General features: G+C 55.9%; 13 protein-coding genes. 8 read left to right on the top strand and 5 right to left on the bottom strand.

Annotated features, from left to right (window positions below; all coding sequences use genetic code 11):
- Positions 1-20: 20 nt before the first annotated feature.
- Positions 21-1514, bottom strand: a complete 1494-nt coding sequence (locus ACZ5AL_RS07965; RefSeq protein ID WP_464509839.1) for a hybrid sensor histidine kinase/response regulator — start codon at positions 1512-1514, stop codon at positions 21-23.
- 223 nt (positions 1515-1737) lie between these two features.
- Here ACZ5AL_RS07965 and ACZ5AL_RS07960 point away from each other — a divergent pair, with 223 nt between their 5' ends.
- Positions 1738-3129: a cystathionine beta-synthase gene (locus ACZ5AL_RS07960; protein WP_464509838.1), complete on the top strand. Its 1392-nt coding sequence runs from the start codon at positions 1738-1740 to the stop codon at positions 3127-3129.
- A 68-nt stretch (positions 3130-3197) separates the two neighbouring features.
- The gene (locus ACZ5AL_RS07955; RefSeq protein WP_464509837.1) at positions 3198-3533 is read left to right on the top strand and encodes a DUF3467 domain-containing protein; all 336 of its coding nucleotides are present in this window, start codon (positions 3198-3200) and stop codon (positions 3531-3533) included.
- A 786-nt stretch (positions 3534-4319) separates the two neighbouring features.
- Here ACZ5AL_RS07955 and ACZ5AL_RS07950 read toward each other — a convergent pair.
- Positions 4320-5405 (bottom strand): LptF/LptG family permease, encoded by a 1086-nt coding sequence (locus tag ACZ5AL_RS07950; protein ID WP_464509836.1) that lies wholly within the window; start codon positions 5403-5405, stop codon positions 4320-4322.
- Positions 5406-5558: 153 nt separating this feature from the next.
- Here ACZ5AL_RS07950 and sucC point away from each other — a divergent pair, with 153 nt between their 5' ends.
- From sucC to ACZ5AL_RS07925, 5 genes are all read left to right on the top strand, one after another.
- Positions 5559-6734 carry an ADP-forming succinate--CoA ligase subunit beta gene (sucC, locus tag ACZ5AL_RS07945; protein WP_464509835.1) on the top strand — a complete coding sequence of 392 codons (1176 nt, stop codon included), beginning with the start codon at positions 5559-5561 and terminating at the stop codon, positions 6732-6734.
- Positions 6735-6918: 184 nt separating this feature from the next.
- Positions 6919-7455, top strand: coding sequence for a gamma carbonic anhydrase family protein (locus tag ACZ5AL_RS07940; RefSeq protein WP_464509834.1), 537 nt, complete (start codon positions 6919-6921; stop codon positions 7453-7455).
- A 58-nt stretch (positions 7456-7513) separates the two neighbouring features.
- Positions 7514-8431: a diacylglycerol/lipid kinase family protein gene (locus ACZ5AL_RS07935; RefSeq protein WP_464509833.1), complete on the top strand. Its 918-nt coding sequence runs from the start codon at positions 7514-7516 to the stop codon at positions 8429-8431.
- Positions 8432-8507: 76 nt separating this feature from the next.
- Entirely contained in the window at positions 8508-9371 is an 864-nt protein-coding gene (locus ACZ5AL_RS07930) for an alpha/beta hydrolase (RefSeq protein ID WP_464509832.1), read from the top strand.
- Positions 9372-9785: 414 nt separating this feature from the next.
- Positions 9786-10718, top strand: coding sequence for a hypothetical protein (locus ACZ5AL_RS07925; protein ID WP_464509831.1), 933 nt, complete (start codon positions 9786-9788; stop codon positions 10716-10718).
- 13 nt (positions 10719-10731) lie between these two features.
- Here the strand turns inward: ACZ5AL_RS07925 and ACZ5AL_RS07920 are convergent, their stop codons facing one another.
- Both ACZ5AL_RS07920 and ACZ5AL_RS07915 read right to left on the bottom strand, forming a co-directional pair.
- Entirely contained in the window at positions 10732-11295 is a 564-nt protein-coding gene (locus ACZ5AL_RS07920; protein ID WP_464509830.1) for an NADPH-dependent FMN reductase, read from the bottom strand.
- A 154-nt stretch (positions 11296-11449) separates the two neighbouring features.
- Positions 11450-12403: a YihY/virulence factor BrkB family protein gene (locus ACZ5AL_RS07915; protein WP_464509829.1), complete on the bottom strand. Its 954-nt coding sequence runs from the start codon at positions 12401-12403 to the stop codon at positions 11450-11452.
- Between the two features lie 494 nt (positions 12404-12897).
- On the opposite strand from ACZ5AL_RS07915, the gene ACZ5AL_RS07910 reads away from it, so the two are divergent.
- Positions 12898-14154: an OprO/OprP family phosphate-selective porin gene (locus ACZ5AL_RS07910; protein WP_464509828.1), complete on the top strand. Its 1257-nt coding sequence runs from the start codon at positions 12898-12900 to the stop codon at positions 14152-14154.
- A gap of 595 nt (positions 14155-14749) precedes the next feature.
- Here ACZ5AL_RS07910 and ACZ5AL_RS07905 read toward each other — a convergent pair.
- The gene (locus ACZ5AL_RS07905) at positions 14750-15226 is read right to left on the bottom strand and encodes a thiol-disulfide oxidoreductase DCC family protein (protein ID WP_464509827.1); all 477 of its coding nucleotides are present in this window, start codon (positions 15224-15226) and stop codon (positions 14750-14752) included.
- Positions 15227-15466: the final 240 nt, after the last annotated feature.

Below are 15466 nucleotides of genomic sequence, written 5' to 3'. Positions count from 1 at the left end.
CTGGCAGAAGGGGCTGTCAATTACGACGGATTTTGGGGCGGCGCTGTTGCAAGTACAGACGAGATGGCAGACTGCAAGTCATCGGCTGTAAAGGGTTTGTCGACAATATGGTCCACATGGGGTACAGCTGGCGTGGTATCGGTATAGCCGGTAAGTAGTACAATAGGCAGGTGCGGCTGCTTGTGATGTACATGCTCGGCCAACTCGGCGCCGGTCATTTCGGGCATGCCATAATCGGTAAAAATGATGTCAAAGGAGGCTTCAGCAATCAGGCTGAGCGCTTCCTGGCCTGATGGGGCACAGGTCACCGCATGGCCTCGGTGGGCGAGTAGCTTTTCGATCGTTCGCCGCACCATGGGTTCATCATCAACGACTAAAATGGAGTGTGAGCGGGTGGGGGTCAGTGCGGTATCTTCATCCGCTAGATCGGGGGCCTCTGCGTCGGCAGAAGGAAACCGAAGCGTAAACGTTGTCCCTTCGTTTGGTGTGCTATCCACCCGAATGGAGCCGTTGTGCTCTTGGACAATGCTGTAGCTGGCTGCCAGGCCCAGTCCGGTTCCCTCTTCGCCTTTTGTGGTGAACAGCGGTTCAAAGATGCGGGCTTGCACATCATCCTTCATACCTACGCCGGTGTCTGCCATCTTTACGACCACAGTTTCGGACGATGCGGACGCGCTGGAGGTCGTGTGGGTAGATACGTTCAGTGTGCCGCCTTCGGGCATGGCATGTACAGCATTCAAGATGAGGTTGACGAACACTTCACGTAGTTCCGAGGCGACCCCGGTAATGAGGGGGGTATCTCCATACGAGCGGTTTACATTGATCACAATGCCTTGGCGGCGCGGTTCATTGCGCCAGTAGGGTTGGGTGAGCGTAAGGCATTCGTCGATAAGTGCAGCGACATCGAGAGCCTCGGCGTGCATTTCTGTGTCATCGCGAATGTAGCGCTGCAGCTTGTGAATAAGCGCAGCTCCATCTTCAGCGGCTCGGTGTACGGTATTAAGCGATTGCCGTGTATCTGCCGGCAGGGTATGCAACACATTGGCCTCCCGAACCAGCTCCAGGTGACCCAGAATACCGCTAAGTAGGTTGTTTAGGTCATGTGCTACTCCCATGGTCATGCGGCCCAATGTTTCCATGCGGTGCCGCTCGGTTTGCGAAGGCACCCAGCTTGCAGGCTCGGACAGGACCTCGCCAGTGACAGTAACCGCTGCGATGTCAGGCGGAGCCGAAGCGGACGACTCAGTCCGTACCGGAACCAGGTTCAGCAAGACAGGAAGCGGCTCATCGCGGCTAGGTGTATGAGCCGATACGAGGAGTCCCGTTACCAATGCACCACGGGCAGCCTCCTCCAGCGCATCACGCGTTCGTGCCCGGTCGTCGTCCGACAGGCGCCCCCAGGGCGAATTTGTCGGGCCCATGACGTGACGCCAGGCCTCATTGCTATGCAGAAGGCTGCCAGGGACTTCGGGGTTTGCAGAAGACCAAGTGGCAACGAGCAGTTCAGCATTCATAAGCGATTAAGCATCGGGCAATGCGAGGGGAGGGTGAGTGTGCTATACGGAGATTCAAGACGCATGCATGCTTCAAGAAACGGAATGTTTAGAATCCGATACAACCCGTATGGTTCACACCTGTTTTCGATCACGATCCGCCGCGACAGGCTCAATTGGCAGGAGTCCGTATTTTACGGGCGCCTTGTATACATAGATCTTTTCAACCAACCCGCACCGCATCATGTGGCACGACAATGTTCTGGGCACGGTAGGCAACACGCCGCTTGTACGCATTAACCGGCTAGCTGAGGAGGTGCCTTGCACCGTGCTCGGTAAAGTCGAGTTTTTTAATCCAGGCGGCTCTGTGAAGGACCGCATCGGTATCACGATGATTGAGGATGCGGAAGAGAAGGGACTCATCGAACCGGGCGGAACCATCATTGAAGGCACTAGCGGCAACACGGGCGCTGGCCTTGCTCTGGCGGCCATTGCTAAAGGCTACCGATGCATCTTTACCACCACGGATAAGCAAAGTCAGGAGAAGGTCGATGTATTGCGTGCGCTGGGCGCTGAGGTGCTGGTGTGCCCCACTAACGTAGAGCCTGACGATCCCCGATCGTACTACTCCACCGCTCGCCGGCTGGCTGAAGAGATTCCCAATTCGGTGTACCTTAACCAATACGATCATCCGGCTAACAGCAAAGCCCACGTTGAGACCACAGGTCCTGAATTGTGGGAGCAAACCGAAGGGCGCATCACCCACTTCATTGCGGGGGCCGGTACCGGGGGTACCATTTCAGGCACGGCACGCTACCTGAAAGAGCAGAACGAAGAGATTACCGTGGTAGGCGTTGACCCGCACGGATCTGTATTCCACAAGTACTTCCACGAGGGGGTGTTCGATCACGACGAAATCTATCCATACGTCACGGAAGGCGTGGGCGAAGACATCTTGCCCGAGAATATGGATTTCGATGTGGTTGACGATTTCGTGCAAGTCGATGACAAAACGACTATGCAGATGACGCGTCGCCTTGCCCGTGAGGAAGGGCTGTTTATTGGTCAGTCGTGCGGTATGGCCATGGCGGGAGCGCTGCAGTGGCTCCGCGACCACGAAGCCATGCTCAACGACGACGATGTGGTTGTCGTTATGCTGCCAGACTCTGGGTTCCGATACCTCTCGAAGACATACAATGACGAGTGGATGCGAAACCACGGCTTTCTGGAGAGCAAAACCAATGTCACCGCCGAGCAGGTTGTGAAGCGCAGACGGCCTAACGCATCTGTCATTTCGGCGCATCCTGAAGAAACACTGGGGGCCGTTATTGAGCGCATGACTGAAAACAGCATTTCTCAACTTCCGGTGCTTGAAGATGACGAAGTGGTGGGTAGCATCACAGAGACGCGCATCCTGAACGAACTGATTGCCAATCCAGAAGCGCGCAATGAACCCCTGCGCGGTAGTATGGGTGATCCGCTTCCGGTGGTGCCGTCTTCGCTGCACCTTGAGCACCTGTCGAGCTATCTCGACGGCGAGGCCGGTGCGGTGCTTGTCGAAAGCAACGACTCGTATGTGGTAATCACAAAGAGCGACTTGATTGGGGCACTCGCTCATGTCAATGGAAATGCGTAGCTTGTGCGCACCCTTACCTACACAGCAACCTCATCCTCTTTTTTTGCATACACCGTACAGTTACCTTTATGGCAACATTTAAGCAGAACCCCGATGGCGACTCCGAAATGAACATTGAGTTGACGAAGGAGGAGGCCGAGGGGACGTACGCCAATCTTGTGATGATTGCGCATTCCCCCGAAGAGTTTATTCTCGACTTTATTCGTGTGGTGCCGGGCGTGAAGAAAGCCCGTGTGAAGAGCCGCATTATTGTAACGCCGCAGCACGCCAAACGGCTGATGCGGGCGCTGCAAGAGAACATCAACCGCTACGAAGACTCCTACGGTCCGATTCCAGAACCTAACCAGGGCGATGGCGGCGGCAATCTCCCCATGAACTTTGGTGGATCAAGGGGGAAAGCGTAGTGCTCTGTCACACCTGAACGGTAGGGTAGAGCATGAACTGCCAACGCTCATAGTCATCCCGGACAAGGCACTCCAGCGCCGCAGAGCCGGGATCTCCCCCGAAAGAGACCTAATCCTTGCACATAACTTTGTCTCTGGTATTTCGTTGGTGGAAAATTTGACTCCTCCACCGTCTGTTCAATGAGAGACTGTTGGCCCCCACCTGAAGAACCCACCTGAAAAACCCACCTGGGCGTCTGCTCGGGCGAGTGGATCCTGAATCAAGTTCAGGTACCTGTTTAGCGTGGTACAATGACCGCCCGGGATATCCGCACCCCAGGAGTACTCGGTCGCGGTGCTCCCAGCGCTTCACTCCTGATCCTGGGCTACAGAACGGTGCGATGTGAGCAAAATCCATAGCCGGGGACCGCTTGCGTCCCCGGCGATCAGGAAGCACGCCGCTAAACACGTACAAGTTCAGGATGACGTGTCGGGGGGACGGTGCTGGGAGACGAAAGCTCCCTTTCAACCCAAATGCCCCCCTCGAATGTCATCCAGATCCTGAATCGAGTTCAGGACAAGCAAGCAATCATCAACGACTATCACCATCTCAGGTTGTGTGCATACACTAGCCGAAAGGGGCAGGGCTGTTAGCTGGTCCGTAGCTGCTGAACACCGAGGCGATGGTTCGGCTGCGGCCTCCTCCGTCACCATGATCAGGTGTGACAGAGCAGTAGTGGTGTACCAACCCGGAATCCCGGGAGGTTGAGATACCGACTCATCGATGTGCCGCCATGCTCGGCAAGGCTACTTGCGCGCCTGTATAAGCAAGAGCAATGCTACGACTGCAAACAAAACATGGGGGAGCCAGGCAGTAAGCCAGGGCTCTACAGTGCCTGCGTACCCGAAGGGCTCCGTCAGTTTTTGAGCGGCCAGATAAAGCAGTGCCACAAGAAGTCCGATTCCAAAGCGTACCGCCTGTCCGCCGCGTCGTCGTACAGCGGCTAGGGGCACTGCAATGAGCACCAGAATCAGGTTGGCCATGGGATAGGCGAACTTATCGTAGTACGCCACCAGCGGGCGTCCGAGTTGGCCGGCACCGGATCGCTGAAGCGACTCCAGGTAATAGCGTGCTTCGGTAACGGTCATGGCCTCAACATCGCGGGCCGTGCGAGCCAAGTCGCGTGGCGTAACGTACAGGGTGGTGTCCATGCGAGAATGATAGGTGCTCTCCATCACCCGGTCATCGCGGAACGTGCGCTCGGTGACCCCCACCATGCGCCACACATCCAGCGAATCAACCCACTCCATCCGGTCGGCATCGAACCGGTGCTCTAGGGCCTGGAAGGCGTCGAAGCGCTGAAGGGACACGTGGTGCGCACGCTGTTCGCTGGAATCGTAGTAGCCTACAGATACGATGCTGAGCGGGTCGTTCTGGCGGTGGATGCGGCTTACCTCTATCGTCTGGCGTTCGGGATGCAGGTACTCGTGATCGTATTCAACCACGACCTCATTGGTGCGCGGTACCAGCCATCCGTTAAACACAAACATAAATATGGTGAGCCCTACGCCAATTAGCACATAGGGACGCATAATGCGGTACAGCGATACGCCTGAGGTTTGCAGGGCAACGAGCTGTACTTCTTGCGCTAGCTTTCCGGTTACGTAGATGCAGGCCAGAAAAATAGCCAGCGGCGAAATGAGCCGAACGATTTCGGGGATGTACGCCGGATAGTAGACGAGAAAGACATCGCGCATCTCGGCGCCCCGGTCGGCAAAGTCATCGTTGTACTCCACCCAGTGAAGCACGATGAAAAAGACAATCAGCGCACCTACAAATAGCAGGAAGCCGCGCATGACCCGTGCCACAATATGCCAGTCGAACCGTGTCACAAAAGAAAAACCAGAAAGGGAAAGACGAACAAAACCCGTGATGCGTGAGCAGCGTGCGAAAACCGGACTGAAATCCGGCCTTGCGTTCGCTTCTTTACCGCAGCACACTTTACTTACGCTTGGACCAACTGTTCACACAACCGCTCAAGCTCCATGAAAGTCCACGAGTACCAAGCCAAAGAAATTCTTAGCGACCACGGCGTGTCGATGCAGCCCGGTCTTGTTGCCGAAACCGTTGACGAAGCGGTAGCGGCTGCCGAGCAATTGACCAAAGACACGGGCGCCTCTATGTTTGTGGTGAAAGCCCAAATCCATGCGGGAGGCCGCGGGAAAGGAGGCGGCGTGAAACTCGCCCGATCTATCGATGAGGTGCGCGAGCACGCCGAGGCCATCCTGGGCATGAACCTCGTTACGCATCAAACCGGCCCCGATGGGCAAAAGGTACGCAAAGTGCTCATCGCCGATGCGGTCGATATCGAGCAGGAGTACTATGTGGGTGTAACGCTCGACCGCGCCAAGAGCCAGAACGTCATTATGGTTTCCAGCGAAGGCGGGGTCGAAATTGAAACCGTAGCAGAGGAAAGCCCCGACAAGATTATCAAGGCCTGGGTCGATCCCACCATTGGCCTGCGTCCGTTTCAGGCCCGTCGCCTCGCATTTGGACTCGGTCTGGAAGGCGATGCGTTCAAGCAAGCGGTTCGTTTCATCACGGCGCTGTACGAGGCGTTCGAAGCCACCGACAGCACCATTGCCGAGATCAACCCCCTTGTGCGCACTGGCAGCGGCGACATTGCTGCCGTCGATGCGAAGATCAACCTCGACGACAACGCGCTGTACCGCCACCCCGACCTCGCCGAGCTGCGCGACATCCACGAGGAAGATCCAACCGAAGTCGAAGCCAGCGAGCATGGCCTTAGCTACATTAAGCTCGATGGCAACGTGGGCTGTATGGTAAACGGAGCTGGACTGGCCATGGCCACCATGGACATTATCAAGCTGGCTGGTGGCGAACCGGCTAACTTCCTTGACGTGGGGGGCACCGCCGATGCCGAGACCGTGGAAGCCGGCTTCCGCATCATTCTCAAAGATCCTAACGTGGAAGCCATCCTCGTCAACATATTTGGCGGTATCGTACGTTGCGATCGCGTCGCCAAAGGGGTTATTCAGGCCGCTCAAAACATCGACCTGAATGTGCCGCTTATCGTACGCCTGCAAGGCACGAACGCTGAAGAAGGGAAGGCCCTTCTGGATGAAAGTGGACTGGAGTTGCGTTCTGCTGTGCTTCTGAAGGAGGCTGCCGATAAAGTCAATGGGGCGCTGAACGAGTAACGCGCTGGTGGCTTTAACACGGAGATTCTCTTCTGTAAGAGGCGCATTCCAATGAGGGTGCGCCTCTTTTTTGTATGAGGCTGCCTGTGAGACTGTGTAAAGCGATTCGTTGCGAACGCGCGGCCATTTTTGTATGATAGAAGCACGCAATCCGACGCTCCTTCTGCGCAGGCAAAACCCAACAATGATAAAACCCTTTCTGGGGACCACCCCGCAATACGACAACTCCAATTACATTGCCGAAACGGCGGTCGTCATTGGTGATGTAACACTGGGCGCGCAGGCGAGCATTTGGCACCACTGCACCGTGCGCGGTGATGTAAACTGGATTCGCATTGGCAAGGCATCGAATGTGCAAGACAACACGGTGGTGCATGTAACGCATGGCAGCGCACCCACCGACATTGGCGCGTACGTGACGATCGGGCACGGAGCGATTATCCACGGATGCACCATTGACGACACCGTCCTGATTGGTATGGGCGCAACCGTCATGGATCATGCTCACATTGGCACGCACAGCATTGTGGGGGCTGGTGCCCTTGTTACAAAAGACACTACGGTGCCTCCGCGTTCGCTGGTACTGGGACAGCCCGCGACCGTCGTACGCGAATTGACCGATGAGGAGGTAGACACCATTCGTCCGTATGCCAACAACTATGTACGCTACAGCGCTATCCACGACGGACGCGAGACGCCCGACCAGAATCCGTACTATTAGCTCAACGCAGTGAGCTGGGCGATCGCTTTTGCTTTTCTCCTACCTCCACATGCCACGTATGCCCGATGTTGCTGCCCCACCCGTTATCATTGCCAATGCCCATGCGGGGGGCGGCACGTCAATGCATGCGCTTCAGATGGCTGTGCGCACCCAAACGAAAGCAGTGCTCCACATTACCCACTCGCCAGAAGAGGCCGCGGTGGCAATGCGCACCCACTGGGCGGATGGCACCCGCCGATTTATGGCTGCCGGGGGCGATGGCACGCTGCATCATCTTGTGAATGAACTGCACAGCATGCAACGCCTTGTCCAGGCTAACGCTGTGGGACTCATACCCATAGGAACCGGGAATGACTTAGCACAGACGTTACAGATCCCCGAATCTCTGCCCGAGGCGCTTCACCTTGCGTGCTCTGCCCCGCCCCGACGCATGGATGCAGTTGCTATTCTTCGTGATGATGTCCCCGAACGGCTTGCGCTAAATGTGTGCGCTGGCGGGTTTGGAGGGTACATCGATAAAGCCTTGGCGCGCGGCCCCAAGTCGCTGTTGGGCCCTCTTGCATACATGATGGGAGCTGTCCGCGTGTTGCCCAAGCTCCGCCGTTATGCCTGCACACTCACCATTGATGAACAGCCCGTGCACGAGTCCGAAACCCTGAATGTTATTGTAGCCAATGCGCCCACAGCTGCAGGCGGCATTCGGGTAGCCCCCGGCGCGTCTCCCTTCGATCAAACCATGCATGTAGTCACCGTGCGTCCTGGGTCGGCCGCTGCCGTTGCGGGCGTGGTGCGGCGCGTGTTGCAGGGCGACTACACCACACATCCGCTTGTGCAGTCGTACACCGGTACGTCGTTGGACATCGTTTCAGATCCACCCATGGTATTCAACGCCGATGGCGAACTGCTGTCGTATGCCCCGTCTGGATTCCGGATACTATCGCAGCGCGTGCCCATTGCTGCTCCGCCTAACTTGTAGCAATGCCGTTCCAAACCCGAAGCGGCATACGGGGTACAGAACATCGATTGTATACGTCCTGAAAATAAACTTCTGTATGCCCCACGTTCTGCACCAAATCGTTATCGGCTTTCTTCTCCTGATCCTTGCGGCTGGATGTACAGGCTGCGGGTCTATTCCTATCGAAGAGGAGGACGTGTTCATGCCAAAGCCGTCCATTACCCCTGCCACATTCGATAAGGAGGGCGTTACGCTTGAAGAGCACACGATTGTATCACCCGGTATACAGCGGGATTCGGCGGCCTTGGATGCGTGGTGGCTGGTGCCCGATGAGGCCGATCCGGTGGTGCTGTTTTTTGGCGGACAGGGGTTCTATCTGGTGCAGTCGAGCGGATATGTCGAGGCCTTCGCCGAGCTGCCCGCCCGTGCGCTGATGTGGGACTATAGAGGGTATGGAAAGAGCGAAGGAACGCCCGGTGTGCGTACCCTGAAGCGCGATGCACTCGCGGTGTATGACTATCTGGTTGAAGAGCTACAGGTGGATCCCAATCAGCTGGTGGTGCATGGGCACTCGCTGGGCACCTTCATTGCTACGTTTATTGCCGAGCAGCGCACCGTGGGCGGGGTCGTGCTCGAAAACCCAGCTACCAACGTACGCGAATGGGGCAACACGCTCATTCCGTGGTATCTGCGCGCATTTGTCGGGTTTGATTTTGCGGATGTGCTGCGTCAGGAAAACAACCGGCGGCGCATTGCCACCATCGACGTGCCATTGCTCATTGTGGCTGGAAGCGACGATGTCATCACTGCCCCAGAGATGGCCGAGACGCTCTACGACGACGCGACCACGGCCACGAAAGAGTTGGTGCTTGTGGCGGACGGCGGCCATAACGAACTGTACGCAACAGAGGCGATGCAAACAGCGTACCGCGCCCTTCTTGAGACTGTGCACGAGCCTTGACCAGGCAGGTATATGGCGAATCCCGACAGAAAAAAGCCCGTATCGGTGGTAGTAGTGTCCTGTCACACTTGATTGTTTAGGGGAAAACGCCACCGTTTGATGTTGTCATCTTGAGTGGAGCAACTGCGTCTAGCAGGTGCGGAGTCCTGACACGAGCGTAGCGACTGACGAACGCAGTGAGTAAAGATCTCCCCCGAAATGAGCAGGGCCGCTCGATCGATCAGAGCCTGCTGAGCGTCGGGGAGATGGTTCGACGTGCTCCGGGCTGGGCCCGTCGCGTGCTCACCATGACAGGTTTTTTGGGAGGGGGCTGGGATACAGCGTTTCAGATGGTCTCCGTACCCTAACAATCAGGTGTGACACAGTAGTAGGGCATACATCATGATCGGGCGTAGTGAATAAGGTGGAGCCGCTATGCAAGAATGGAGGTTTATCGCAGGACTGGTCATTGCGATGCTTGTAGGCGTTGGGAGTGCCACGCCCTGTGAAGGGCAACGCCTTGTTGATCGCGGATTCGTCACGAATCCGATGTGGGACACAGAGGCAGCGGTCGATGAGGGCGAAACGCGTCTCATCAACAGCTATGGCGGATGGGCCGCCTTCGGGCCGTACGTGCCAAGCAACGACACGCACGCGTGGCATCACGAAATAGGAGGCTTTATCGAGTTGCGTCGCAGTCACCGCAGCAGCCTGCTGGTAACGACGCAAATCGAATTTGTGGCCGATCCCAACAACGAGATCAGCTTCAATCCGCGGGCCGTGTTTTGGGAAGAGGGCATCGTGTACACACGCCGCACCAACGCAGGCTTCGACTGGCAACTCGGCTACTACCACCGGTGCAAGCACGATGTGGACAATCTGGAGCGTGGCACGCAGCGTGCATTGATTTTTGGCAGTGTGCGATCACGCGCTATCATTCCGCTTGGGGAGGCCAACACCTCCGATTACGTGAGTATAGATGCTGACCTCTACACGATCCGTCAGGATGCACGGCTGCCCCGAGTGCTCGAAGCCGAAGGCCGCAACTGGAATCAGTGGCTGGGCTCGGTGGGCGTGCAAGGGTTCACCCAGCACTCGGTAGGAGAGCAAACGGGGCTCTATGCCAGCGCATTCGGACGGATGGTGTTGATCAGTGAAAACGAGGGCTTTACCAACCGTTTTTCAGCCATTGAAGGGGTAGAGGGAAGTGTAGGTGCATCGGCCGGCATTGCCCTGGAAGGACGCGCCACGCTGCGTTTAGGGGTGGAGTACGAGTATCAGTCCGATACCGGCATCCCGGTTGAGCCCCAGAGTGCCCACTTGCTACGCATCGTAGCGCGTGCCCAGCCACTGGCTGCCGTGCGGTAAATGCACTGTTTTGCTAAGCGCCTGTCACCTCTATCCAGTCGGCAAATCCATTGAGAAAGTGCTGCAGAAAGCGGATGGTTGATTCATCAGTCAGCTCCAGATTGTCGTTGAAGCGCTCAGACGCCTTGCCCAGATAGAACTGCGGTTGGGGCATCACACGAGCGTTGGTGTTTGCCAGGCTGCTGCGCAGGTGGCCCTGCATGCGTGCGGTGCCAAGCGCACCAGGGGTAGTACCCGCAATGGCGACCGGCAAATCGTTGAGTGCTGTGGGCTTGGGCGGACGCGAAGCCCAGTCAATGGCATTCTTCGTGACGGCGGGTATGCTTGCGTTGTATTCGGGCGATACGATAAGCAACCCATCTGCATCATGAAGTGCGTCTTTTAGCGCTGCCACGGACTCAGGGTCGCCTTCGGCCTCCAGATCGCCATTATACAGCGGCACATTGCTTAGATCAATGATGGGGTCAATCGTAAGGCGTTCGGGGGCATGCTCGGCTGCGGCGTGCAAAAGGGCCCGGTTGTACGAACGGGTACGCAGGCTTCCAGCAAAGGCAGCAACAGTGAAGGTGTCAGACATATAACCAAGTAGGGATTGTGAGCAAAAATGCGTGTCCCCCTACGGATATGGGGTAGCTGGGTGCCACTATGAGAAGAGGCTTTCGTGATAAGATTACACTGTTGCGTAGGACGCAACCCGGCGAGGGGGGCTGCCTCTGTGTTCGAGACAACGGCTACCGGCGCATCCACCAGAATAAGAGGATACCCAAAACAAACCAGCCTACTTGAGCAGGAAGTGAGGGCCGCTTAACCGCGGGCGGGGGAGGCGATGGGTGTGATGGGGCGACCGAGGCAACGGAGTGTGGGCGGCTCCGATATGCGGCATACACCGTGGTGAATTCAGCCCCTAGAAAAAAGATCTGCGCTGACACGTACACCCATAGCAAAAACGCAACGAGTGCGCCAGCTGCGCCATAGGCCGATGTTGGAGCAGCCAGGCCTAGATACGTACTGATCGCCCAGGTGCCTATCATGAACAGCACAGCTGTGCCAATAGCCCCCGGCCATACCGTGGCCCAGTCTACATCGGTGTCGGGTAAAGTGCGAAACAGCAGGCCAAACAGCAGAGCCAAGAGGACCACCGACCCGATGGGCCCGAGCCATTGTACGAGCATCGGCATTTCGAGTGCATCGGCCAGGCTTACAAGTAGTGTGTTGAATACGAGGCTCACCACAATCAGTACACCTGCACCAACGACTAACATCAGCGAGATCACACGGCTGCGTACGAATGCCCAAAGTCCAGAGTGAGACGGCGTTGTGTTCCAGATGGTGTTGAGGGCGTCTTGGAGTCGTGCAAACAGGGTGGTCGCGCCAAACACGAGGAGCAAACTGCTTACAAAAGCAGCCGGACCAGAGGCCGTTACGGTTGTGCTTTCCAGCACCCCTTCGATGAGCACAGCGCCATCTGCTCCAAACACACGGTGCACTTCTTCCAATAGGGCCGTCTGTGCATCTTCATCACGCTGATTATAGAGCACGCCTACAATAGACAAGGCCAGCACGATGAGAGGAGCAAACGAAAATGTGGCGTAATATGCGATTGCAGCACCTAGTCGTTCTGCCCGATCATTCAAAAAGGCACTGAGGGTGTCGCGAATAAGTTGCCAGGCGGTGGCGAAGGTCATACAAAAAGGGGGAAGTGTGAGAAAAACACAGGGGAAGGACAAGTCTTGTCTTTACAAAAAGCACCCTCGCGATAAAACTTCGAAACCGTAATTGGATTTCGTTAGCCCATGACAAATAGCATCAAGTAGATATTCTGTAGTGCACATTGTATGTTGTAAGTCGAATATACGTTACTCGCCCTATTGCCGCGTCACACCTGAAAGTTATGGTCCAACATTGTCATCGCGAGGAGGGAACTTGCACCCCAAGAGCACTTCCTCCCTGCAGTCGGGGCGCGTCGCTGCGCTCGCAATGACAAGGGTGTGCGGTTTTCTCGGTACGTTAGGGGGCCATGCGTTCCCCGAAGATTGACCTGTGACAGAGTACTATGTAGCTCAGGGAAAATACGTGTACACCTTGTCACCACGAAAAAGGAGCCTGTGACAGGCGCGGCGCTCCTCGTAACAGCATACTCAAAGATAATTTTGTGATTCAACTTAGCCCCTTGCGTTATATGCTACACCGGCACGATTCGTTGAGCGCTTTATTGCTTTGGTTCTGGACGCTGATAGGAGTAGTCGGAGTGGGAGGGGCAGCAACACCATACTCGGGCCAGGCGCAGTCGGTTACAGCAGACTCGGGTGGGTTCCGTATTCTATCGGATGATGGAGCCTACCAGTTGCGTATTGGGGGTGATGTGCATGCTGACTCACGATTTCAACTTAACGATGTGCCGGGAGCAAGCAACGAGTTTCTGACGCGTCGTGCGCGAATCCGATTGCGCGGCATTGTCGAAAACCGATTTGGCGTACAGTTGATGACAGATTTTGGACGAGGTCGAACGACGTTGCAAGACGCATTTATCGATTTTCGGTTTGCCTCGTCTCTATCTCTGCGGGCCGGTTCATTTAAAACCCCAATGGGGCTGGAATTTTTGCAGTCGCCCAATGCGCTCATTCAGCTAGAGCGAGGCTATCCTACGTCTTTTATTCCCAACCGCGATGTAGGTATTCAGGTCGATGGATCGTTTTGGGAGCGTCGAGCCGAGTATGCGATTGGTGTGTTTAACGGAGCTCCCGATGGAACGAGCGTACAGCGGGATGTGAGCAATGCAAAAGATGTAGTTGGACGTGTGTTTGTTACGCCCTGGCAGCGCGATCAAGATTCCGTGCTGCAGGGGCTTGGGGTAGGTATTGCGGCTTCGTATGGAAATGAGTTTGAAGATGGTCGCCCGCTGCCTACCTACACAACGCGTATCGGAAGTCCTCTTTTTGCATATCGCGGTAATGCGCGTCCTGATGGCCAGCGCACTCGTTTGATGCCGCAGCTTAGCTACTATGCAGGTCCATTTGGGGTGATCGGCGAGCTTGCCTGGAGTCGGCATGCTGTAACAGATGGCGATGAGAAGGAGGCATTAGCGCACTATGCCTGGCAAATAGGCGCCACATGGTTTGCAACAGGTGAGCAAGCATCATTTGGCACGACGGGGCCTGCAGCGGCCTACGATCCTGACGAGGGGGCATGGGGGGCTTTTGAGATAAGCGCCAAAATGCAACGTGTATCGTTTAGTGACGATGCCTTTCCTACATTTTCCAACCCCAATGAGGCAATAGGGAATAGTACTATCGGAGCGCTTGGTCTAAACTGGTATCCGGTACGCAATGTGCGCCTGATGGTAGTGGTTGAACACACGCGCTTCGGGGGAACGGAGGGCGCCGATGCGCGCAATGCAGAAACCACGCTGGGTACACGATTTCAGATTGCTTACTAAATGTTGGAAGTCTGGGCCGTGTTGTTGAGCAATTAAAAGCTGCCTCTAAGCATTCTCGCGATCGCGTTTATACAGGTTTGGGAGAGCGCGAGAGGGCCATAACCCCATGGGCTTTGTACGTGTTTAGCGTATGGATTGTACTCACATCGTGCCGTTTTGTAGCCCGGGATCAGGAGCGAATATACCGGGCGGCCATTGGACCACGCTAAACATATTGAAGCCTGCTAAACAGATACAGCGTACCGCGAGACCCTTCTATAGATGTCATGCTGAACGCAGTGAAGCATCTCAGCGCTAGATGGCCGGGGGCGCTGCTGCTCAGTGTCCATGAGGTGCCCCTTGCGTGCACCGAACGTGGCGATCCTGTAGGCAGGGCGTTGAGATCCTTCCGCCTAGCGGCGTTAAGATGACCTGCAGCACGATATGACCTCGTGTCTGGTGGCGGCCATTGAACCGCGCTAAACAGGTGCGATCTTTAGTCGGGGGGAAGCCAACAGGTTTGGGTACTCCGACTGCAGCAAGGGTGTACTTTCAGCGTCCAAACAAAGAGCCTCAAACGGGTCTGAAGCCCGTCGAACCATCTCCCCTATTGACGTTATTGGCTTGCGGAACTGGAGGGTGCTGTAGGGCTCGGATCTAAAAAACGACTTTCGAGGTCAGGGGTGGGCACACGGCATTGTGCACGTTTGCCAAACCAGCGATACCGGTTGGCAGCGACCCAACGGTAGATAGCATCTCGGATCGAACGAGGTAAGACTGCAAACACAGCCAGTAACGGCCACGCTCCGTCTAGTTGTTGGACAACGCGAAGAGCCGCATCCGACTGGCGGTAAACCCGCCCCTTTTCGACAAGGACAAGGCTGTCTAGCGCATCGGGATCATACCCTGCAGAGTCGAGAAACGAGCGTGCCGTATCCTGTTGCAAGGCCCCTATCTTAAAATAGCCCCGTGTGTCGTGATCAATGATGAAATTAACAAAGCCATTGCAGAGCGTGCACACACCATCAAAAAAGAGGATGCCGTGGTTGTAGCTTAGTGGACGAATGCGAGGGCTAGACGTGGAGATAGACATACCAATGAGAGCGTAATGAGTAGAGGATTCTGGAAGCAAACAAGTGGTGTATCAAGGTACCTTGTGCAAACAACGGTGATTCAGCATCTTTCTTCCGTGTGAAATAAAAGGTTCGACAAAGTGTACCTTGCGCGTCAAGGACCGATCCGCATTGCAATTGGAGGGATTTTCCTTTACAATATAGTGACACGCCTCGCCCCACAGAGAGCAACTGGAGTCCGATCTGCTCTCGCGTACTCA

The organism is Natronotalea proteinilytica, from assembly GCF_055379935.1.
Note: the sequence above shows the minus strand (reverse complement) of the source record. Positions and strands in the feature narration are given on the sequence as shown.

Excerpts from the sequence above, each read along its gene's own strand:
- ACZ5AL_RS07965 (WP_464509839.1), bottom strand. The coding sequence starts at position 1,514 with ATGAATGCTGAACTGCTCGTTGCCACTTGGTCTTCTGCAAACCCCGAA.
- ACZ5AL_RS07960 (WP_464509838.1), top strand. The coding sequence starts at position 1,738 with ATGTGGCACGACAATGTTCTGGGCACGGTAGGCAACACGCCGCTTGTA.
- ACZ5AL_RS07955 (WP_464509837.1), top strand. The coding sequence starts at position 3,198 with ATGGCAACATTTAAGCAGAACCCCGATGGCGACTCCGAAATGAACATT.
- sucC (WP_464509835.1), top strand. The coding sequence starts at position 5,559 with ATGAAAGTCCACGAGTACCAAGCCAAAGAAATTCTTAGCGACCACGGC.
- ACZ5AL_RS07940 (WP_464509834.1), top strand. The coding sequence starts at position 6,919 with ATGATAAAACCCTTTCTGGGGACCACCCCGCAATACGACAACTCCAAT.
- ACZ5AL_RS07935 (WP_464509833.1), top strand. The coding sequence starts at position 7,514 with ATGCCCGATGTTGCTGCCCCACCCGTTATCATTGCCAATGCCCATGCG.
- ACZ5AL_RS07930 (WP_464509832.1), top strand. The coding sequence starts at position 8,508 with ATGCCCCACGTTCTGCACCAAATCGTTATCGGCTTTCTTCTCCTGATC.
- ACZ5AL_RS07925 (WP_464509831.1), top strand. The coding sequence starts at position 9,786 with ATGCAAGAATGGAGGTTTATCGCAGGACTGGTCATTGCGATGCTTGTA.
- ACZ5AL_RS07920 (WP_464509830.1), bottom strand. The coding sequence starts at position 11,295 with ATGTCTGACACCTTCACTGTTGCTGCCTTTGCTGGAAGCCTGCGTACC.
- ACZ5AL_RS07915 (WP_464509829.1), bottom strand. The coding sequence starts at position 12,403 with ATGACCTTCGCCACCGCCTGGCAACTTATTCGCGACACCCTCAGTGCC.
- ACZ5AL_RS07910 (WP_464509828.1), top strand. The coding sequence starts at position 12,898 with ATGCTACACCGGCACGATTCGTTGAGCGCTTTATTGCTTTGGTTCTGG.
- ACZ5AL_RS07905 (WP_464509827.1), bottom strand. The coding sequence starts at position 15,226 with ATGTCTATCTCCACGTCTAGCCCTCGCATTCGTCCACTAAGCTACAAC.